This window comes from Actinomadura napierensis, from assembly GCF_039529375.1.
GTDB classification, from domain to species: domain Bacteria; phylum Actinomycetota; class Actinomycetes; order Streptosporangiales; family Streptosporangiaceae; genus Spirillospora; species Spirillospora napierensis.
The window spans coordinates 66,296-83,543 of sequence record NZ_BAAAMR010000025.1; the positions used below are offsets into that span (position 1 = coordinate 66,296).

A 17,248-nucleotide genomic window follows, 5' to 3' on the forward strand; every position below is an offset into this window, starting at 1 on the left:
CGCGCACCGTCCTGCCGCCCGTCGGGCAGGCCCGCTCCGCTCGCTGGCGCTCGCTCCGCGTGCCTGCCCGTGACCTGTGGCCGGGGTTCGAAAATTACGGTTGCTGGCCGGGGGTGTCGACGATGGCGGTCTTGAGGCGGATCGTCATGTTGAGGACGTCGCCTTTCTTCACCACGAGGTCGCCGTCGTCGCCGTGGCCGGTGTGGTCCTTGACGGCGACCGACTGCTCGCCCAGGTAGCGGTAGGTGGTCGGGTCGAGCATCAGCTCCTCGTGCAGCCAGCCCTCCTCCAGGCGGGCGAGCGCGAGCGCCGGACGGCCCTGGACGCGCGCCCGGGCCAGCGTCACGCCCGGAAGCCGCTTGATCGCGCGGAACACCGCCGCCTCCGTCTTCGGCGGGAGCAGGTTGTCGCGCAGCACGGCGCCGAGCATCGAGTACGCGGTCTGGTACCGGCCCTCCGCCGTGTCGCCGAGGCCGCCCATCTGCTGGTAGAGCCGGCGCAGCAGGGCGGCCGGGTCGGTCGGCATCGCCGCGAGGGAGGCGTAGTCGGACGGCGGCGTCGTCGGCATCGTGCCCGCGAACACGATCCTGCCGTGCTCCAGAGCCGCCACCTTCTTGCCGTCCGCGCGCTTCCAGTCGCGCGTCACCAGCGTCCTGCCCTTGGAGACGGGGCCGTTGGGGGTGTCGCCCATTCGCACCCGCGACTCGACGTACACCCACTGGTCGGGCCTCGGCGGGGTGAACGGGCGCCGCTCGGCCGCCTGCGCGGCCCGTTCCAGCGCCTCGGACGCGTTGGCCACCGGGCCCGCCGGGATGCCGGGCAGGACCGGCCGGGGCCGGCCGTGCCCGTCCGTGCCGCCCGACTGGACGACGGTGACGCCCACCGCGACCGCGGCGGCGAGGACGCCGGCCGCCACCAGCCGGACCGCCGGGCGCGGGAGCCGGAGCCGGAACCGCCGCGCCGGGCGGGCCTCCGGGCGGGTCCCGGCGGCGCGTTCCAGCAGCGCCGCGCGGGCCGAGGCGCGGGCCGCGCCGGACGGCGGCGCGGGCTCGGCCCAGGTGTCGCGCAGCATGTCCAGGTCGTTCATCGGTTCAGGTCCTCTCGGAGCGGGTCGGTGTCGCCCAGCGCGGCGCGGATCTTCTTGCGGGCCCGGTGCAGCCGGGAGCGCGCCGTCCCGGCCGGGATGCCGAGCGCCTCGGCGGTCTCCCCCACGCCGAGCTGCGCCCAGGCGACCAGCAGCAGGACGTCCCGGTCGCCGGCGGCCAGCGAGCCGAGCGCCGCCGCGAGCGCGCCGCGCGCCGCCTGCGCGTCGAGCCGTCCGGCGACCCGTTCGGCGTGCCCCTCGGCGACGTCGGACGCGCCGGTGCGGGCGAGGGCCCGGTACTGGCGGACCTCGGCGCGGTGGTGCCGGGAGATGAGGTTGGAGGCGATCCCGTACAGCCAGGGCCGCGCGTCGCCGCGCGCGACGTCGTAGGTCTCGCGCCGGTCGAAGGCGATGAGGAACGTCTCGGCGGCCACGTCGTCGGCGAGCCCCGTGCCGAGCCGCCGCGCCGCGTACCCGTGGACGGCGCCGTAGTGCCGGTCGAACACGCCGGCGAAGCACTCCGGCTCCCGCCTCGACCGCGCGATGATCGCGCCGTCCTCCTCGCCGCGTCCGGGCGGTGTGCGCGGCTCCCGCGCCGTGGTCACCGGGGCCATGTCCAGTTCTCTCGGTTCATGTCGTGCCTTCCGGGTGGATGGTCACTCCTGCTTCGCCGATGCCGTCCGCGGCGTTCGCGGTGCCGCTTTGCGGTGTGCGGCGGGTCACCGCCCATTACTCTTGGACGCGACCGGAGCGGACGAAGAAGGTGTGCCAGTGACCGAGCAGGAACCGATCCTCAGCGACGGGGTCATCATCGAGTTCATCGATGGCAAGGACGTTCCCGTCCAGCACAAGGACTTCGGTGACCGCGCCGTCGTGATGCGCGACGCGAAGAACCCCGAGGGCCCCATCCTCTACTTCACCGAGGCCGAGTGGGACGCCTTCATCGCGGGCGTCAAGGACGGCGAGTTCGACGACCTCCTCGAGGAGGAGCCCGCCGAGGGCTGACCCCCGCGGCGGGCCCGGGGTGCGGCGAGGGCGGCCAGGTGGTGCGGCGAGCCGGCCACCTGGTGGCCGCCGTCCGGATGGTCGGGCTAGGCGAGCAGAGCGCGGTGGCGTTCGGTGAGGGCCCGTTCGGCGGCGGGGGCGAGGTCGCCCCACAGCCGGAGGCGGGCTATGCCGCCGTCGGGGAAGATGTTCACGCGGACGTGGTCGACCTCGGGTGTTTCGAGGCGGAAGCGGTGGCGGGCGTCGGGCTGGAGGCGGGTGCGCGGCAGGAGGGGCGCGCCGTCGGCGGTGGTCAGCGACACCTCGGCGGGGGCGTTGAACTTCAGGTTCGTGGTGTCGATCTCGGCGAGCCGGATGGTGCCGGCGGCGGCGAGGCGGACGAGGGCCCACTCGTTGCCGGGTTCGCGGCGGCGGGCGGTCTCCCAGCCCTCCGCCTGGTTGCGGGCCAGGCCGGGGAACAGCATGTTGTCGGGCGACGAGTAGAACATGTTCGAGCATTCGACGACGCGGGCGCCGTTCTCCAGCGCGGCCAGGTCGACGGTCAGGCCGGTGAGGAACGCCGGGTCGGGGACGACGTCGCCGTGCACGCGCAGGCGGGCGATGCCGCCGTCCGGGAACATGTTCAGCCGGACGTGCGTGAAGAGGCGCTCGACGTCCACGGGGAACGCGTGCGCGGCGTCGCCCGTCAGCGGGCTCTTCGGGACGATCTCCACCCAGCCGGCGCCGGAGAGGTCGGCGGGGTGGCCGTCCACCGCGCAGGCCTCGACGGACGCGTGCGGCGGGTAGTTGCCCTTGAACCAGGCGGTGTCGATGACGACGCCGCGGACCACGCCGGGCAGGCCGAGCCGGACCAGCGCCCAGTCGTGGCCGGGTTCGCGGCGCCGGCGGGTCTCCCAGCCGTCGTACTCCTGGCCCTTCGGGCCGAACGTCTCGGGGCGGAAGGCCGGCGCCCACGGGTTGATCAGGTTCTCCTTCTCCTCGAAGGACTCGTCGCTGGCCGCCGTGACCGAGCCACCGAGGGTGCGGACGGCCAGGTCGGGGAGGGTCGTGAAGTCGCTCAAGGAGTGTCCTTTCGGGCGAGCATGCGTCCGGACGCGGTGCCGGTGACGGGGGTGCCGCGCAGCCAGGTCGTCCGGACGGTCCCGGTGAGCGTGCGGCCCTCGTAGGGCGTGACGGGGTGGCGGTGGCGGAGCCGCGCGGGGTCGACGGTGAAGGGTGCGTCGGGGTCGAACGCGACGAGGTCGGCGCCGCCGCCGACGGCGATGCGGCCCTTGCCGGGGACGGCGGCGAGCGCGGCGGGGGCCTCGGCCATCCAGCGGACGACCGCCGCGAGGTCGTGCCCGCGCGCGCGGGCGGCCGTCCAGACGGCGGGCAGGCCGAGCTGGAGGGAGGAGATCCCGCCCCAGGCGGTGGCGAAGTCGCCCTGTTTGAGGTCGGGTGTGGAGGGCGAGTGGTCGCTGACCACGCATGAGATGACGCCCGACGCGAGTCCCTGCCAGAGCGCGTCGCGGTTCGCGGGGTCGCGGATCGGCGGGCAGCACTTGTACGCCGGCCCGCTTGCTTCGGCCGCGGTCAGGGTCAGGTAGTGGGGGCAGGTCTCGGCGGTGATCGGAAGACCGTCCGACTGCGCCTTGGCGAGCGGGTCGAGGCAGTCCGCGGCGGACAGGTGGAGGATGTGGGCGCGCACGCCGGTCTCCTCGGCGAGCCGGACGACCTGCTCGACGGCGCGGCGTTCGGCGGACGGCGGACGCGACGCCAGGAACGCCGCGTATCCCCCGTCGGCCGGGGTGGTGAGGGCGGACGGGTCCTCGGCGTGGACGATGACGAGCCCGCCGAACGAGGCGATCTCGCGGAACGCCGCCCGCATCCCGCCGGCGTCGAGGGGCGGGAACTCCGGCACGCCGGAGTCGGACGCGAAGCACTTGAACCCGAAGACGCCGCCGTCGTGCAGGGGGCGCAGCGACGGCACGTTCCCGGGGATCGCGCCGCCCCAGAACCCGACGTCCACGTGCAGCTTCCCGGACGCGGCGGCGCGCTTGGCCGCGAGCGCGGCGGCCGACACGGTCGGCGGCAGCGAGTTCAGCGGCATGTCGATCAGCGTGGTGACGCCGCCGGCCGCGGCGGCGGCGGTCGCGGTCGCGAACCCCTCCCATTCGGTGCGGCCCGGTTCGTTGATGTGGACGTGGGTGTCGACGAGTCCGGGCAGCAGCGCCGTCGAGCCGAGGTCGAGGTCGGACGCGGCGGGCAGATCCGCGGAGTAGCCGCCGATCTCCGCGACGCGGCCGTCCGCGACGGCGACGGCGGCGGGGCGCTCACCGTCCGGCAGGACGGCCCGCCGGGACCGGATCACCAGGTCGTACGTCACGCGGCTCCTCCCAGGGCGGGCCATTCGCGGCCGATGCGTTCGGCCAGCCGTTCGAGGAGCGGGCCGGCCTCGGCCATGCACCGCTCCGGGTCGGGTTCGAGGTCGGTGAGCGCGTGCGCTTCCTGGAAGCGGGCCTTGCGGAGCTGCTCGCCGGTGAGCGCGCACCGTCCGGCGACGGCGATCGCGGGGACGCCGTGCCGGGCCGCGGCGCGGGCGACGCCGACCGGCGCCTTGCCGCGCAGCGACTGCCGGTCCAGCGACCCCTCACCGGTGATCACCAGCCGGGCGCCCGCGACGCGGGCGGGGAAGCCGAGCAGGTCGAGCAGGTAGGCGATGCCGGGACGGACGGTGGCGCCGAGGAACGCCATCGCGCCGAACCCGGTGCCGCCCGCCGCCCCCGCGCCCGGACGGGCCGCCGCGTATGCGCCGAGGTCGCGGCGGGCGACCTCGTCCAGCCGGGCGAGGCCGCGTTCCAGGGCCCGGACGTCCGCCGCGGTCGCGCCCTTCTGCGGGGCGAAGACCCCGGCGGCGCCGTCCGGGCCGAGGAGGCGGTTGTCGACGTCGCTCGCCACGACGACCGTCACGCCGCGCAGCCGGGACGGCAGGCCGCCCGGGTCGATCGAGGCGAGCGAACGCAGCGCGCCGCCGCCGGGCGGCAGCGGCTCGCCGGACGCGTCGAGGAGCCGGGCGCCGAGCGCGGCGGCCATCCCCGCGCCGCCGTCGGTGCCGGCGCTGCCGCCGAGTCCGAGGACGATCCGGGTCGCGCCGCGCTCGATCGCCGCGCCGACCAGCTCGCCGGTGCCCCGGCTGGACGCCTCCAGTGGCGCCGGGGTCCCGCCGGGCAGCCGCCGCAGCCCGGACGCCTCGGCCAGCTCGATCACCGCCGTCCGGTCGCGGACGGCGTAGGACGCGGCGACCGGCCGCCCGGTCGGCCCGGACACCGTCGTCCGGACCTCGGTGAACCCGCAGGCCACGGCCGCCTCGACGGTGCCGTCCCCGCCGTCGGCGACGGGCAGCAGCGCGAGGGGCACGTGCGGGCACGCCCGCGCGAGCCCGGCCGCGACGTGCCCGGCGACCTCGGCGGCGGTCAGCGAGCCCTTGAACTTGTCGGGCGCGATCAGCACGTGTCCCCGCACGCCTGCCTCCTCTCCGGAACGCGTTCTACGGAACGCCTTCTACGGGACGGGTTCGTACTCGCGGACGTCGTCGATCCGCACGCCGTTGGCGGTGTCCGCCTCCCGCTCGATCATGATCTCGACGAGCACGGGCCGGGAGGTGCGGGCGGCCTCCTTGCGCGCCCACTCCAGCGCGGGCCGGATGTCGCCGGGCTCCAGCACCCGGCGGCCGGCGCAGCCGTACGCCTCCATGATCTTGACGTTGTCGGTGCCGTGCTCGTCGTAGCGGATGTCCACCTCGTAGTTCATGTCATAGCCGCTGTGGTCCTGCGCCATCCGGATCAGCCCGAGGTACTCGTTGTTCAGCATGATCAGCACGAACGGGACGTCGTACTGCGCGGCCACCGCCAGCTCCTCCACGAGGAACTGGAACGAGTAGTCGCCGACGATCCCGACCACCTCGGCGTCCGGCTCGGTGCGGGCGAGGGCCGTCTTGACGCCGATCGCGGCCGGGATCTCCCAGCCGAGCGGCCCGGCCTGCCCGCACACCTGGTAGTGCCGGGGCTTGGCCGCCTTCTGGTGCTGGCCGCCCCAGATCTGGTACAGCCCGATCGCTGTGACGAAGTAGGTGTCGGACCCGTAGAACTCGTTGATCTCCTTGTAGACGCGAGGCGCCTTGATCGGGACGTCGTCGAAGTCCTCGCGCCGGGTCAGCGTCGCCTTCAGCTCCTGGATCCGGGCGACCCACTCCCCCGCCGGACGGCCCGCGCCGCGCGCCCGCGCCAGGTCGATGATCGCGCGGAGGAACAGCCGGGTGTCGGACACGATCCCGAGGTCGGGCCCGAACACCTTCCCGATCTGCGTCGGCTCGATGTCGACGTGGACGAACGTCCGTCCCTCGCGGTAGACGTCGAGCTGCCCGGTGTGCCGGTCGCCGAACCGGGCGCCCAGCGCCAGGACCAGGTCGGATTCCAGGAACGAGGCGTTACCGTACCGCTGCGACGTCTGCACGCCGGTCATACCGGCATAGAGCGGATGGTCCTCGTCCATCGCGCCCTTGCCCATCAGCGTCGCCTGGACGGGGATCTGCAGCAGCTCGGCCAGGTCCACCAGCTCGGCGTGCGCGTCGGCGAGGATCACGCCGCCGCCCGCGAGGATCAGCGGACGCTCCGCCGCCAGCAGCAGGTCGAGGGCCTTCTCGACGCGCGGCGGATGCGGCTCGGCCTTCGCGACCGGCAGCGGCGCGTCGATCGAGACGTCCCACTCGATCAGTTGCTTCTGCACGTCGATCGGCAGGTCGATCAGGACGGGCCCGGGACGGCCGCTGCGCGCGATCCGGAACGCCTCCCGGAAGATCCACGGCGCCTGCGCGGCCTCCTTCACCTGCACCGCCCACTTGGTGACGGGCTCGGCGATCGACACGATGTCGACGGCCTGGAACGCCTCCTGGTGCAGCTTGTCGGACGCGGCCTGCCCGGTGATGCACAGGATCGGGACGGAGTCGGCGTGCGCGGTGTAGAGGCCGGTGATCATGTTGGTGCCGGCCGGCCCTGAGGTGCCGATCGCGACGCCGACGCCGCCGGTCGTGCGCGCCCAGCCGTCGGCCATGTGCGTCGCGCCCTCCTCGTGCCGGACGATCAGGTGGGCGATCCCGCCGTCCTCCTCCATCGCCTTGTACAGCGGCAGGATCGCGGCTCCGGGGCAGCCGTACGCGACGTCCACGCCCTCGGACTTCAGGACCTCGACCACCGCCCGCATGACGGGAATCTTCGGCATGTCTGTGTTCCCTTCGGGTCAGGCCGCGGTGGTGCCGGAGGCCGTGTCGGTGGCGCGGCCGGAGAGGTCCTCGACGACCTTCAGCAGCGCGGAGTGGTCGAGGGAGCCGTAGCCGCGGGCGCGGGCGGCGGCGATGAGCTGGGCGACCATGCCCGTCATCGGCAGCGACACCTCGGCTGACCGGGCGGCGGCGGTCGCGATGCCCATGTCCTTGTGGTGCAGGTCGATGCGGAAGCCGGGGGCGAACTCGCGGTCCAGCATCGAGGCGCGCTTGAGGTCGAGGATGCGGCTGGCGGCGAGCCCGCCGGCGATCACGTCGATCCCGGCGCGGGCGTCCACCCCGGCCGCCTCCATCAGCACGATCGCCTCGGCGACCAGCGCGTACGTGCCGCCGACGATCAGCTGGTTGGCGGCCTTGACGTACTGGCCCGCACCGCTGCCGCCGACCCGCGCCGCGGTCCTGCCGACCGCGTCGAAGATCGGCGCGGCGGCGGCGACGTCCGCCTCGTCCCCGCCGACCATGATCGACAGGACGGCGTCCCGCGCGCCCTTCTCGCCGCCGCTGACCGGCGCGTCCAGCACCCGCAGCCCGCGCTCCCGCCCCGCCCCGGCGACCCGGACGGACGTCTCGGGGCGGATCGTGGAGAAGTCGACGCACAGCGCGCCGGGCGCGGCGTTCTCCAGGACCCCGTCCGGGCCGAAGTACACGGCCTCGACGTGCTCGTCCTGCGGCAGCATCGTGACGACGACGTCCGCGCCGGCGACCGCGCCCGGCACCCCGGACGCCGCCGACCCGCCCGCCGCGACCAGCGCGTCCACACCCTTCGGGACGACGTCGTAGCCGGTCACGTCGTGCCCCGCGCGGACCAGGTGGGCCGCCATCGGCGCGCCCATGATGCCCAGCCCGATGAATCCGATCTTGCTCATGTGCGGTGGTTCTCCATCCATGCGAAGTCCGGCTGCGGGTCCACGTACTCCAGGGCGATACGGCCGCGGTAGCCGATCTCGTCGAGGAGCGCGAACAGCGCGCCGAAGTCGATGCCGCCGGTGCCGGGACGGCCGCGCCCGGGCGCGTCGGCGATCTGCACGTGGCCGATGTCGGCGGCGTGCTGCCGGGCGGCCTTCTCCAGGTCGTCGCCATTGCTGACCAGGTGGAATGTGTCGAACAGGAACTTGACGTCGCCCGCCCCGGCCGCGCGGGCGCGCTCCACGACCGCCATCGCGTCGGCGGCGGTCTCCAGCGGATAGGCGCCGTTCAGGCCCCGCGCGAGTGGCTCGATCAGCAGCGTCCCGCCGAACGCGCCGACCTTGCGGGCCGCGTGGACGAGGTTCTGCGTGGCGACCCGGTCCTGTTCGGACGCGGCGACGCCGTCGAGGCGCTGCCCGTAGAGCGCGTTGAACATCCGGACGCCCGTCCGCTCGGCGATGCGGGCGGTGACGTCCACGCTCGCGCGGAACTCGGTGGCGCGCGCCGGATCCGACAGGACGCCCCGCTCCCCCGCCGGCATGTCGCCCGCGTACAGGTTGAGGCCGATGAGCTGGACGCCGGCGTCCTCGACGGCCTGGCAGAACGCGTCCTCCTCGGACGCGGACGGCACGGGCACGCCCGGCCACGGCCACCAGAACTCGACGGCGCCGAACCCCGCGTCCTTCGCGGCGGCGGGCCGCTCCAGCAGCGGCAGGTCGGTGAACAGGATCGAGCAGTTGACGGCCCACTTGCCGCTCATGCGGCCTCCTTCGAACTCTGGTAGCTCTGCCAGCTGCCATGTTCGGTGATGTCGGTCAGCCCGACATAGGAGGTGTACGGCCGGCGCAGCAGCATGGCGAGCGCCGACGACCCGTCGTCCAGCTCGATCACGCCGAGCTCCAGCTCGGACGGCTCGGCGGGCAGCAGCCGGTCGCGCAGCACGTCCAGGGACACCTCGTACACCTCGCCGGCGACGCGGCTGCCTCCGTGCGCGACGGGCGACAGGGCCGGGCAGCGGTCCCCGACCGAGTAGAAGCGGTAGCGGGGCGCGGTGCCGGTGGACGCGACGAGCGGCGCCCCGTCCAGCAGGTGATGCAGCGGGCCCCCGCGCATCGCGCCTCCGTTGAGAAACAGGGGTGGCACGTCCTCTCCTCCGTTCACTGGGCCGCCGCGACGGCGGCCCGGTCGTGGTGGATCGGCCCGTTGATCTGCCCGAGGGGCAGCGCGGTGCCGTCGCGGCGCGCGGCGGTGAACTCCGCCGCGATCGCCAGCGCGGTCTCCTCCGGGGTGCGGGCCCCGAGGTCGAGCCCGATCGGGGAGCGCAGCCGCGCCAGCTCCCGGTCGGACAGCCCGGCCTTGCGCAGCCGGGCGAGCCTGTCGTGATGGGTGCGCCGCGACCCCATCGCCCCGACGTAGGCGACGGGCAGCCGCAGCGCGACCTTCAACAGCGGGACATCGAACTTGGCGTCATGGGTCAGCACGCACACCACCGTCCGGCCGTCGAGCGCGCCGCGTTCCGCCTCGGCGGCGAGGTAGCGGTGCGGCCAGTCGACGACCACCTCGTCGGCGCCGGGGAAGCGGGCCGGCGTGGCGAAGACGGGCCGCGCGTCGCAGACCGTCACGCGGTAACCGAGGACGCTCCCCTGCCGCGCGAGCGCCGCCGCATGATCGATCGCGCCGAAGACGAGCAGGCGCGGTGGCGGCGCGTAGCTGTGGACGAACGCCTCCACGTCGTCCCGGCACCTCACGGAGATGATCCCGGTCCTGCCCGCGTCGAGCATGGCGCGGGCCTCGGCGACCACGGCCCGGTCGACGTCGGCGCGTCCGGTGGTGCCGGTGTGGTGGGACGCGTGGACGGTCAGGACGCCCGGTCCGTCCATCAGGTGGGCGACCGCCACCGGTTCGTCATACGTGAGCGCCGACGCGGGGAACGGCCCCGGCTGGACGAGCACCTCGACCGTCCCGCCGCAGGTCAGGCCGACGGCGAACGCGTCGTCGTCGCTGTAGCCGAACGTCTCGCGGACGGTCCCGCCGGTGTCGAGGGCCTCGCGGCACAGCTCGTACACCGCGCTCTCGACGCAGCCGCCGGACACGCTCCCGACGGCCTCCCCGCCGGCGGACACGGCCATCGCCGCGCCTGGCGCGCGCGGCGCGCTGCCCCGTACGGACACCACGACGGCAACGGCGTACCGGACACCGGCGTCGTTCCAGGCGGCCAGCCGCTCGGCGATCTCACGCATGAACGGTCCTCATCTCTCTCGAGGCCTCACTTGATGCCCAGGGCTTCCTCGATGGGGTGGAGCGCGAAGTAGGCGACGAAGACCAGCGACAGCGGGTACAGCAGCCAGTGGATCTCCGCGAACCTCCCCCGCGCCACCTTGAGCAGGGTGTAGACGAGCACGCCGGCGGCGACGCCGACCGTGATCGAGTAGGTGAACGGCATCAGCACGACGGTGAGGAACGCCGGGACGGCGATCTCCATGTCGGCCCAGTCGATCTTGCGGGCGTGCGACATCATCAGTGCGCCGACGACGACGAGCGCGGGCGCGGCGGCGCCGACCGGGACCACTCCGGCGAGCGGTGTCAGGAAGATCAGCGCGGTGAGCAGCAGCCCGGTGACGACGCTGGCGAGGCCGGTGCGGGCGCCCTCGGCGACGCCGGCGGCCGACTCCACGACCGCCGTGTTCGCCGACCCGTTGACGCCGCCGCCGACGATCGCGCCGAACCCGTCCACGGTGAGGATGCGGCTGAGGCCGGGCAGCCTGCCCTTCTCGTCGGTCATCCCGGCCTCCTCGCAGACGCCGAGGATCGTCCCCATCGCGTCGAAGAACCCGGACAGGACCAGCGTGAACAGCACGACGGTCGCGGTGACGACGCCGGCCCGGCCGAACCCGCCGAACAGGTCGACCTTGAACAGCAGCCCGAAGTCGGGCGTCGCGGCGATCGAGTGCGGCAGCTTCGGCTCGACCGCGCCCCACGTCTTCGGGTCCACCTTCGCGACCTTGTCGACGATGACGGCGAACACGGTCGCGGCGACGATGCCGATCAGGATCGCGCCCGGCACCTTGCGGATGAACAGCACGAGCGTCAGCACCAGGCCCGCGCAGAACACCAGCACCGGCCAGCCGACGAGCTGCCCGAACACGCCGAGTTGGACGGGTGTGGACGCGGTGTCGTGGTGGCCGACGAACCCGGCGTCCACCAGGCCGATCAGCGCGATGAACGCGCCGATGCCGACGCCGATCGCCTGCTTGATCGCCAGCGGGATCGCGTCCATGATCAGCTGCCGGATCCCGGTGACCGCGAACAGCACGATCACCACGCCCTCCAGCACGACCAGGCCCATCGCCTGCGGCCAGGTCATGTGCGGCGCGGCCTGGAACACCACGATCGGCGTCACGCCGAGGCCGGCCGCCATCGCCAGCGGCGCGTTGCCGACCAGGCCCATCAGCAGCGTGCTCAGCCCGGCCGACAGCGCGACCATCGTGGTGAGCTGCGCGGGGTTCAGGGTGGCGCCGGTGACGTCCTTCGCGTCACCGATGATCAGCGGGATGAGGATGACCAGGTAGGCCATCGCGACGAAGGTGGTGAGCCCGCCGCGCACCTCGCGGGCGACGGTCGTGCCCCGCCCGCGCAGGTCGAAGAACCGGTCGAACGCGGAACGGTCGGGGGTGGACGGCTTCTCCGGAAGCCTCTCCTGGGTCTCGGTCACGGTTCGTGCCCTCTTTCCGGGGTCCGGGGTCGCCCCCCGGGGCTGGCATGGGGGCGTGATCGGCCACCGGCGCGGCCCCTATGGGCCGTCCGTGCGGGTCGATCAGGGTGCGGTTGTGGGGTGGATGCCCGCGCCGTCCCCCGAGAACGGAGCGCGGGCCGCCCCTGTTGATCAATCGCTAGCCGGAGACTCCTGCGGTGATGATGTGCTCCGGTCGAACCGGCACTCGGGTGAGCGCTCTGCCCGTGGCGTCGCGGACGGCGGCGACGATCGCGGGCGTGGAGGAGAGCGTGGGTGGCTCTCCGGCGCCGCGGAGCCCGTATGGGGCGTCCGGGTCGGGGTTCTCGAGGATGTCGAGCCGCATCGGCGGCATGTCGAGGATGGTCGGGATGAGGTAGTCGGTGAAGGACGGGTTGCGGACGAGGCCGCCGGACACGACGATCTCCTCCATCACGGCGAGGCCGAGGCCCTGCGCGGAGCCGCCGTGGATCTGGCCCTCCAGCGACAGCCGGTTGAGGATCTTCCCGACGTCCTGGACGGCGGCCATCTCGACCACCTTGACCAGGCCGAGGTCGACGTCGACGTCCACGACGGCGCGGTGCACGCACAGGGCGAGCTGGGTGTGGGTGACGCCCTGGCCGGTGACCGGGTCCATGCCGGTCGTGGGCCGGTGGTGGAACTCGCGGGTCTCCTCGATGGCGTCGTCGCCGAGGACGTCCTCGATGCTGCCGAGCACCCCGGCCGTCCGCGAGACGATCTTCCCGCCGACGGCGGAGAGGTCGTCGTGGCCGTACCGGCGGGCGGCGCGGGCGAGCAGCTCGGCGCGGACGGCCTCGCAGGCGGTCTTGACGGCGCCGCCGGACATGTACGACTGGCGGGACGCGCTGGACGAGCCGGCGTCGCCGACCCGGTTGTCCGCCGGGGCGATCGTGACCTTCTGGACGCCCAGCTCCGTCCGCGCGACCTGCGCCTGGACGGTGACGAGCCCCTGCCCGACCTCGGCGGCGGCGGTGTGCACGAGCGCGGTCGGCTCGCCTCCGATGACCTCCAGCCGGACGCGGGCGGTGGCCAGGTCGTCGAAGCCCTCGGAGAAGCAGATGTTCTTGATGCCGACGCCGTAGCCGACGCCGCGCACCACGCCCTCGCCATGCGTGGTCTGGGACGCGCCGCCGGGCAGGTTCCGGATGTCGGACGGGTCGCAGGCCGGAGGCATCGGCATGGCCTCCAGCCGGGCCAGCATCTCCGCGAGCGGCGCCGGCGACTCGATGACCTGGCCGGTCGCAAGCCTGGAGCCCTGCGAGACGGCGTTGCGGCGGCGGATCTCGACCGGGCTCAGCCCGCAGGCCGCGCCGAGCTTGTCCATCATCGACTCGTAGGCGAAGCACGCCTGCACGGCGCCGAATCCGCGCATCGCGCCGCAGGGCGGGTTGTTCGTGTAGACCCCGTACGCGTCGATCTTGATGTTCGGGATCTCGTACGGGCCGACGCCGAGCGACGCGGCGTTGCCGGTGACGTTCCGGGTGGACGAGGTGTACGCGCCGCCGTCCAGGATGATCTCGACGTCGGCGTAGACCAGCTTCCCGTCGGCCGTGGCGCCGTACTCGTACCGCATCCAGGCGGGATGCCGGTGGACGTGGCCGAAGAACGACTCGTACCGGTTGTACGACATCTTCACCGGCTTGCCGGTGTGCAGGGCGAGCATCGCCGCGTGGATCTGCACCGACAGGTCCTCGCGGCCGCCGAACGCGCCGCCGACGCCGGCGAGGGTCATGTGCACCTGCGACTCGTCCAGGCCGAGGCAGGGCGCGATCTGCGACAGGTCGTTGTGCATCCACTGCGTGGAGACGTACAGGTCGACGCCGCCGTCCTCCGCCGGGATCGCGAGGCCGGCCTCCGGCCCGAGGAACGCCTGGTCCTGGATGCCGACCGAGAACTCCTCCGACACGACGACCTCGGCATGTGCGCGCGCGGCGTCCACGTCCCCGACACGGACGGGCTGGTGCCGGGTGATGCCGCCGCGCGCCTGCACCTTCAGCCGCTCCGGGTCGGCGATCACGGCGCGGGGGTCGGTGATCGGCTCCAGCACCTCGTAGTCGACGGCGATGCGCTCCATGGCGCGGCGCGCGATCTCCGGGTGGTCGGCGGCGACGACCGCGACCGGCTCGCCCTGGTGCCGGACCTCCCCGATCGCGAGAACGGGCTGGTCCTCGGTGTGGTCCTCCCCGTACACCTTGCGGCCGGGGACGTCCTCGTGGGTGAGGACGGCGTGCACCCCCGGCGTCGCCAGCGCGGGGCCGATGTCGATCGACCGGATGCGGGCGCGGGGGTGCGGGCTGCGCAGCGTCGCGCCCCACAGCATCCCGTCCATCCACAGGTCGGACGCGTACGCGAACTCACCGGCGACCTTGAGGGTGCCGTCGGGGCGCAGCGGGCTGTCGCCGACGCCGCCGATGCCGGGCGCGACGACGTGGCCGGGGCTCTTGACCGGGCCGGGGCTTTTCACAGGGGCCGCCATCTAGAGGACCTCCTCCGCGAGTCGCATGAGGCGCCGGTGCGCGTCGGCGCCGCGCCGTCCGACCACGTCCTGCGGGACGGAGACGAGCGTGTCGGCGGCGACGATCGTCCGGCCGCCGACGAGCAGCCGCTCCAGCGGCGGGGTACCGCCGAACGCGAACGCGACCACCGGGTCGTCGACGGCGGCGTGGAAGCCGTCGACCCGCCACAGCGCGACGTCGGCGAGCTTGCCGGGTTCGAGGGTGCCGATCTCGTCGTCGCGGCCGAGGCAGCGGGCGCCGCCGAGCGTCGCCATCTTCAGGGCCTGCCGGGCGGTCAGCGCGGTCGGCCCGTAGCGGGCGCGCTGCATGTAGATCGCCTGCCGGATCTCCCCGGCGAGCGGGACGAACTCCGCCGACGCCGACCCGTCCACGCCCATCCCGACCGTCGCGCCCGCCTCCAGCAGGTGCGAGACGCGGGCGATGCCGGCGCCGAGCCGCGCGTTGGAGCTCGGGCAGTGCGCGGTGCCGGTGCTCGTCTCGGCGAGCCGCTTGATGTCGGTGTCGTGCAGGTGGACGCAGTGCGCGAGCCACACGTCCGGGCCGAGCCAGCCGATCGAGTCCATGTACTCGGTCGGGGTCATGCCGAACTGCTCGTTGGTGTGCTCCTCCTCGTCGAGCGTCTCGGCGAGGTGGGTGTGCAGCCGGACGCCCTTGTCGCGCGCCAGCTCCGCCGACCGGACGAGTAGGTCGCGGGTGACGGAGAACGGGGAGCACGGCGCCACCGAGATGCGCAGCATCGAGCCGGGCGAGGCGTCGTGGTACCGGTCGATGGCCGCGGCCGTCTCGGTGAGGATGGTGTCGAGATCCTCGACGACCTCGTCCGGCGGGAGGCCGCCCTGCGACTCGCCCCGGTCCATCGAGCCGCGGCACGGCTGGAACCGGATGCCCAGCTCCGCCGCCGCCTCGATCTCGGCGTCGAACAGGTCGCCGCGCCCGCGCGGGAACAGGTAGTGGTGGTCGGACGAGGTGGTGCAGCCGGACTTGGCGAGCCACCCGAGCCCGGCGCTCGCCGCGCCCGCGACGACGTCGGCGTCCATCTTCGACCACGGCTTGTAGAGGGTGGTGAGCCACTCGAACAGCGTGTTGTCGGTGGCGAGGCCCTGGCTCGCCCACTGGTACAGGTGGTGGTGCGCGTTGACCAGACCGGGGGTGGCGAGGCAGCCGGTCCCGTCGATCCGGTCGGCGCCCGCGATCTCCGGGGCCGGGCCGGCGCCGACGGCGGTGATCCGGTCGCCCTCGATCACGATGTGGCCGCCGGGGTGCTCGTCCCCGGACACGGTCACGACGTGCGCGTTCTCGATGATGGTCGTCACTTCAGTGCAGCCTTTCGCCGGGCCGCCAGCCGCACCGCGTCCAGGATCTTCTCGTAGCCGGTGCAGCGGCACAGGTTGCCGGCCAGCGCCTCGCGGATCTCGGCGTCGGACGGCGCGGGGTTGCGTTCGATCAGGTCGTGGGACTGGACGATCAGGCCGGGCGTGCAGAACCCGCACTGGACGGCGCCCGCCTCCAGGAACGCCTGCTGGACGGGGTCGAGCCGCTCGTCACCGGGCTGCCCCTCCGCCAGGCCCTCGACGGTGCGGACCTCGCGTCCCTCGACCTGGCCGGCCGCGACGAGGCACGCGCAGGCCGGGACGCCGTCGAGGTAGACCGTGCAGGATCCGCATTCGCCCTGCTCGCAGGCGTTCTTCGAGCCGGGGAGGCCCATCCGCTCCCGCAGCAGGTAGAGCAGGCTCTCGCCCTCCCACACATCGTCGACGGTCTCCTTCGAGCCGTTGACGGTGACGTTGACGCGCATCAGGAAGCCTCCCTTCGCTCGGCGCGGTGCTCGTTCCAGGCCCAGGTCAGCGTGCGGCGCGCCATCACCGACAGGGCGTGCTTGCGGTAGTCGGCGGTGCCGCGGACGTCGTCGATCGGCGCGGCGGCCTCGCGGACCAGCTCGCCGAACCGCTGGGCCGCGGCGTCGGTGAGCTGGCCGCGGCCGTCCCAGTCGAGTTCGTTCGAGATGAACTCCTCGGCGGCGGTCGCGCGGCGCGGGGTGGGGGCGGCGGAGCCGACGCCCGTGCCGACGCGACGCTCCGCCGGGTGCAGCGCTACCGCGAACGAGCAGACGGCGATCACCATCGCGTTCCGCGTGCCGATCTTGGAGAAGTACTGCGGGCCGGGCGCGGGAGCGGTCCAGACCGCGCGGATCAGCTCGTCCGGCTCCAGCGCGTTCCGCTTCACGCCCAGGTAGAACTCGGTCGCCGGGATCATCCGGACGCCGCGCTCCGCCGACTCCACCTCGATCACCGCGTCCCCCGCCAGCAGCGGCGGATGGCTGTCGCCCGCGGGCGAGGCGGCGCCCAGGTTGCCGCCGACCGAGCCCCGGTTGCGGATCTGCGGGGAGCCGACCGTCCGGGACGCCTGCGCGAGGCCCGGCAGCCGGTCCCCCAGCTCGCCGATCACCCGCACGTACGGGACGCCCGCGCCGATGCGGAGGCGGCCGTCCACCTCGTCCCACTCGGTCAGCTCGCGGACCCGGTTCAGGTCCAGCAGCGCCGCCGGCCGGTGCACGTCGAAGTTGATCTCCACCATGACGTCGGTGCCGCCCTGGATCGGCAGCGCCGCCGGCGTCCCGTGCTTCGCGGCCAGGGCGTCCGCCCAGGTCGCCGGGCGCAGGAACTCCATGT

At 73.7% G+C, this 17,248-nt stretch carries 16 protein-coding genes; 1 reads left to right on the top strand and 15 read right to left on the bottom strand.

The features are described from left to right. Positions 1-94 precede the first annotated feature (94 nt). Both ABD296_RS16590 and ABD296_RS16595 read right to left on the bottom strand, forming a co-directional pair. Positions 95-1,087 carry a CU044_5270 family protein gene (locus ABD296_RS16590; protein ID WP_344267429.1) on the bottom strand — a complete coding sequence of 331 codons (993 nt, stop codon included), beginning with the start codon at positions 1,085-1,087 and terminating at the stop codon, positions 95-97. Further along, complete coding sequence (locus ABD296_RS16595) at positions 1,084-1,698, bottom strand: RNA polymerase sigma factor (protein ID WP_344267431.1); 615 nt, start codon at positions 1,696-1,698, stop codon at positions 1,084-1,086. The genes ABD296_RS16590 and ABD296_RS16595 overlap by 4 nt, the downstream gene beginning before the upstream one ends. Before the next feature lie 157 nt (positions 1,699-1,855). On the opposite strand from ABD296_RS16595, the gene ABD296_RS16600 reads away from it, so the two are divergent. Continuing rightward, positions 1,856-2,089 carry a DUF397 domain-containing protein gene (locus ABD296_RS16600; RefSeq protein ID WP_173099355.1) on the top strand — a complete coding sequence of 78 codons (234 nt, stop codon included), beginning with the start codon at positions 1,856-1,858 and terminating at the stop codon, positions 2,087-2,089. An 86-nt stretch (positions 2,090-2,175) separates the two neighbouring features. Here the strand turns inward: ABD296_RS16600 and alc are convergent, their stop codons facing one another. The 13 genes from alc to ABD296_RS16665 form a co-directional block, all read right to left on the bottom strand. Beyond that, positions 2,176-3,150 carry an allantoicase gene (alc, locus tag ABD296_RS16605; protein WP_344267432.1) on the bottom strand — a complete coding sequence of 325 codons (975 nt, stop codon included), beginning with the start codon at positions 3,148-3,150 and terminating at the stop codon, positions 2,176-2,178. After that, on the bottom strand, positions 3,147-4,478 hold the full coding sequence (gene allB, locus ABD296_RS16610; protein ID WP_344267434.1) for an allantoinase AllB: 1,332 nt from the start codon (positions 4,476-4,478) through the stop codon (positions 3,147-3,149). Before allB ends, alc begins: the two co-directional genes overlap by 4 nt. Continuing rightward, entirely contained in the window at positions 4,451-5,590 is a 1,140-nt protein-coding gene (locus tag ABD296_RS16615; RefSeq protein ID WP_344267435.1) for a glycerate kinase, read from the bottom strand. The genes allB and ABD296_RS16615 overlap by 28 nt, the downstream gene beginning before the upstream one ends. Positions 5,591-5,629: 39 nt before the next feature. Continuing rightward, on the bottom strand, positions 5,630-7,345 hold the full coding sequence (gene gcl / locus ABD296_RS16620) for a glyoxylate carboligase (RefSeq protein WP_344267436.1): 1,716 nt from the start codon (positions 7,343-7,345) through the stop codon (positions 5,630-5,632). 18 nt (positions 7,346-7,363) lie between these two features. Then, on the bottom strand, positions 7,364-8,272 hold the full coding sequence (locus ABD296_RS16625; protein ID WP_344267438.1) for a 2-hydroxy-3-oxopropionate reductase: 909 nt from the start codon (positions 8,270-8,272) through the stop codon (positions 7,364-7,366). Further along, a complete protein-coding gene (locus ABD296_RS16630) occupies positions 8,269-9,072 on the bottom strand; it encodes a hydroxypyruvate isomerase family protein (protein WP_344267440.1) in 804 nt (267 codons plus the stop codon). Before ABD296_RS16630 ends, ABD296_RS16625 begins: the two co-directional genes overlap by 4 nt. Continuing rightward, a complete protein-coding gene (locus ABD296_RS16635) occupies positions 9,069-9,455 on the bottom strand; it encodes an allophanate hydrolase-related protein (RefSeq protein ID WP_344267442.1) in 387 nt (128 codons plus the stop codon). The genes ABD296_RS16630 and ABD296_RS16635 overlap by 4 nt, the downstream gene beginning before the upstream one ends. Positions 9,456-9,469: 14 nt before the next feature. After that, positions 9,470-10,552, bottom strand: a complete 1,083-nt coding sequence (locus tag ABD296_RS16640) for an XdhC family protein (protein WP_344267444.1) — start codon at positions 10,550-10,552, stop codon at positions 9,470-9,472. 26 nt (positions 10,553-10,578) lie between these two features. Next, positions 10,579-12,024, bottom strand: coding sequence for an NCS2 family permease (locus tag ABD296_RS16645; RefSeq protein ID WP_344267446.1), 1,446 nt, complete (start codon positions 12,022-12,024; stop codon positions 10,579-10,581). A 178-nt stretch (positions 12,025-12,202) separates the two neighbouring features. Further along, entirely contained in the window at positions 12,203-14,539 is a 2,337-nt protein-coding gene (gene pucD / locus ABD296_RS16650) for a xanthine dehydrogenase subunit D (protein ID WP_344267448.1), read from the bottom strand. Further along, complete coding sequence (locus tag ABD296_RS16655; protein WP_344267450.1) at positions 14,540-15,892, bottom strand: 8-oxoguanine deaminase; 1,353 nt, start codon at positions 15,890-15,892, stop codon at positions 14,540-14,542. Next, entirely contained in the window at positions 15,889-16,374 is a 486-nt protein-coding gene (locus tag ABD296_RS16660) for a (2Fe-2S)-binding protein (RefSeq protein WP_344267452.1), read from the bottom strand. The genes ABD296_RS16655 and ABD296_RS16660 overlap by 4 nt, the downstream gene beginning before the upstream one ends. Then, entirely contained in the window at positions 16,374-17,246 is an 873-nt protein-coding gene (locus ABD296_RS16665) for an FAD binding domain-containing protein (RefSeq protein WP_344267454.1), read from the bottom strand. The genes ABD296_RS16660 and ABD296_RS16665 overlap by 1 nt, the downstream gene beginning before the upstream one ends. Positions 17,247-17,248: the final 2 nt, after the last annotated feature.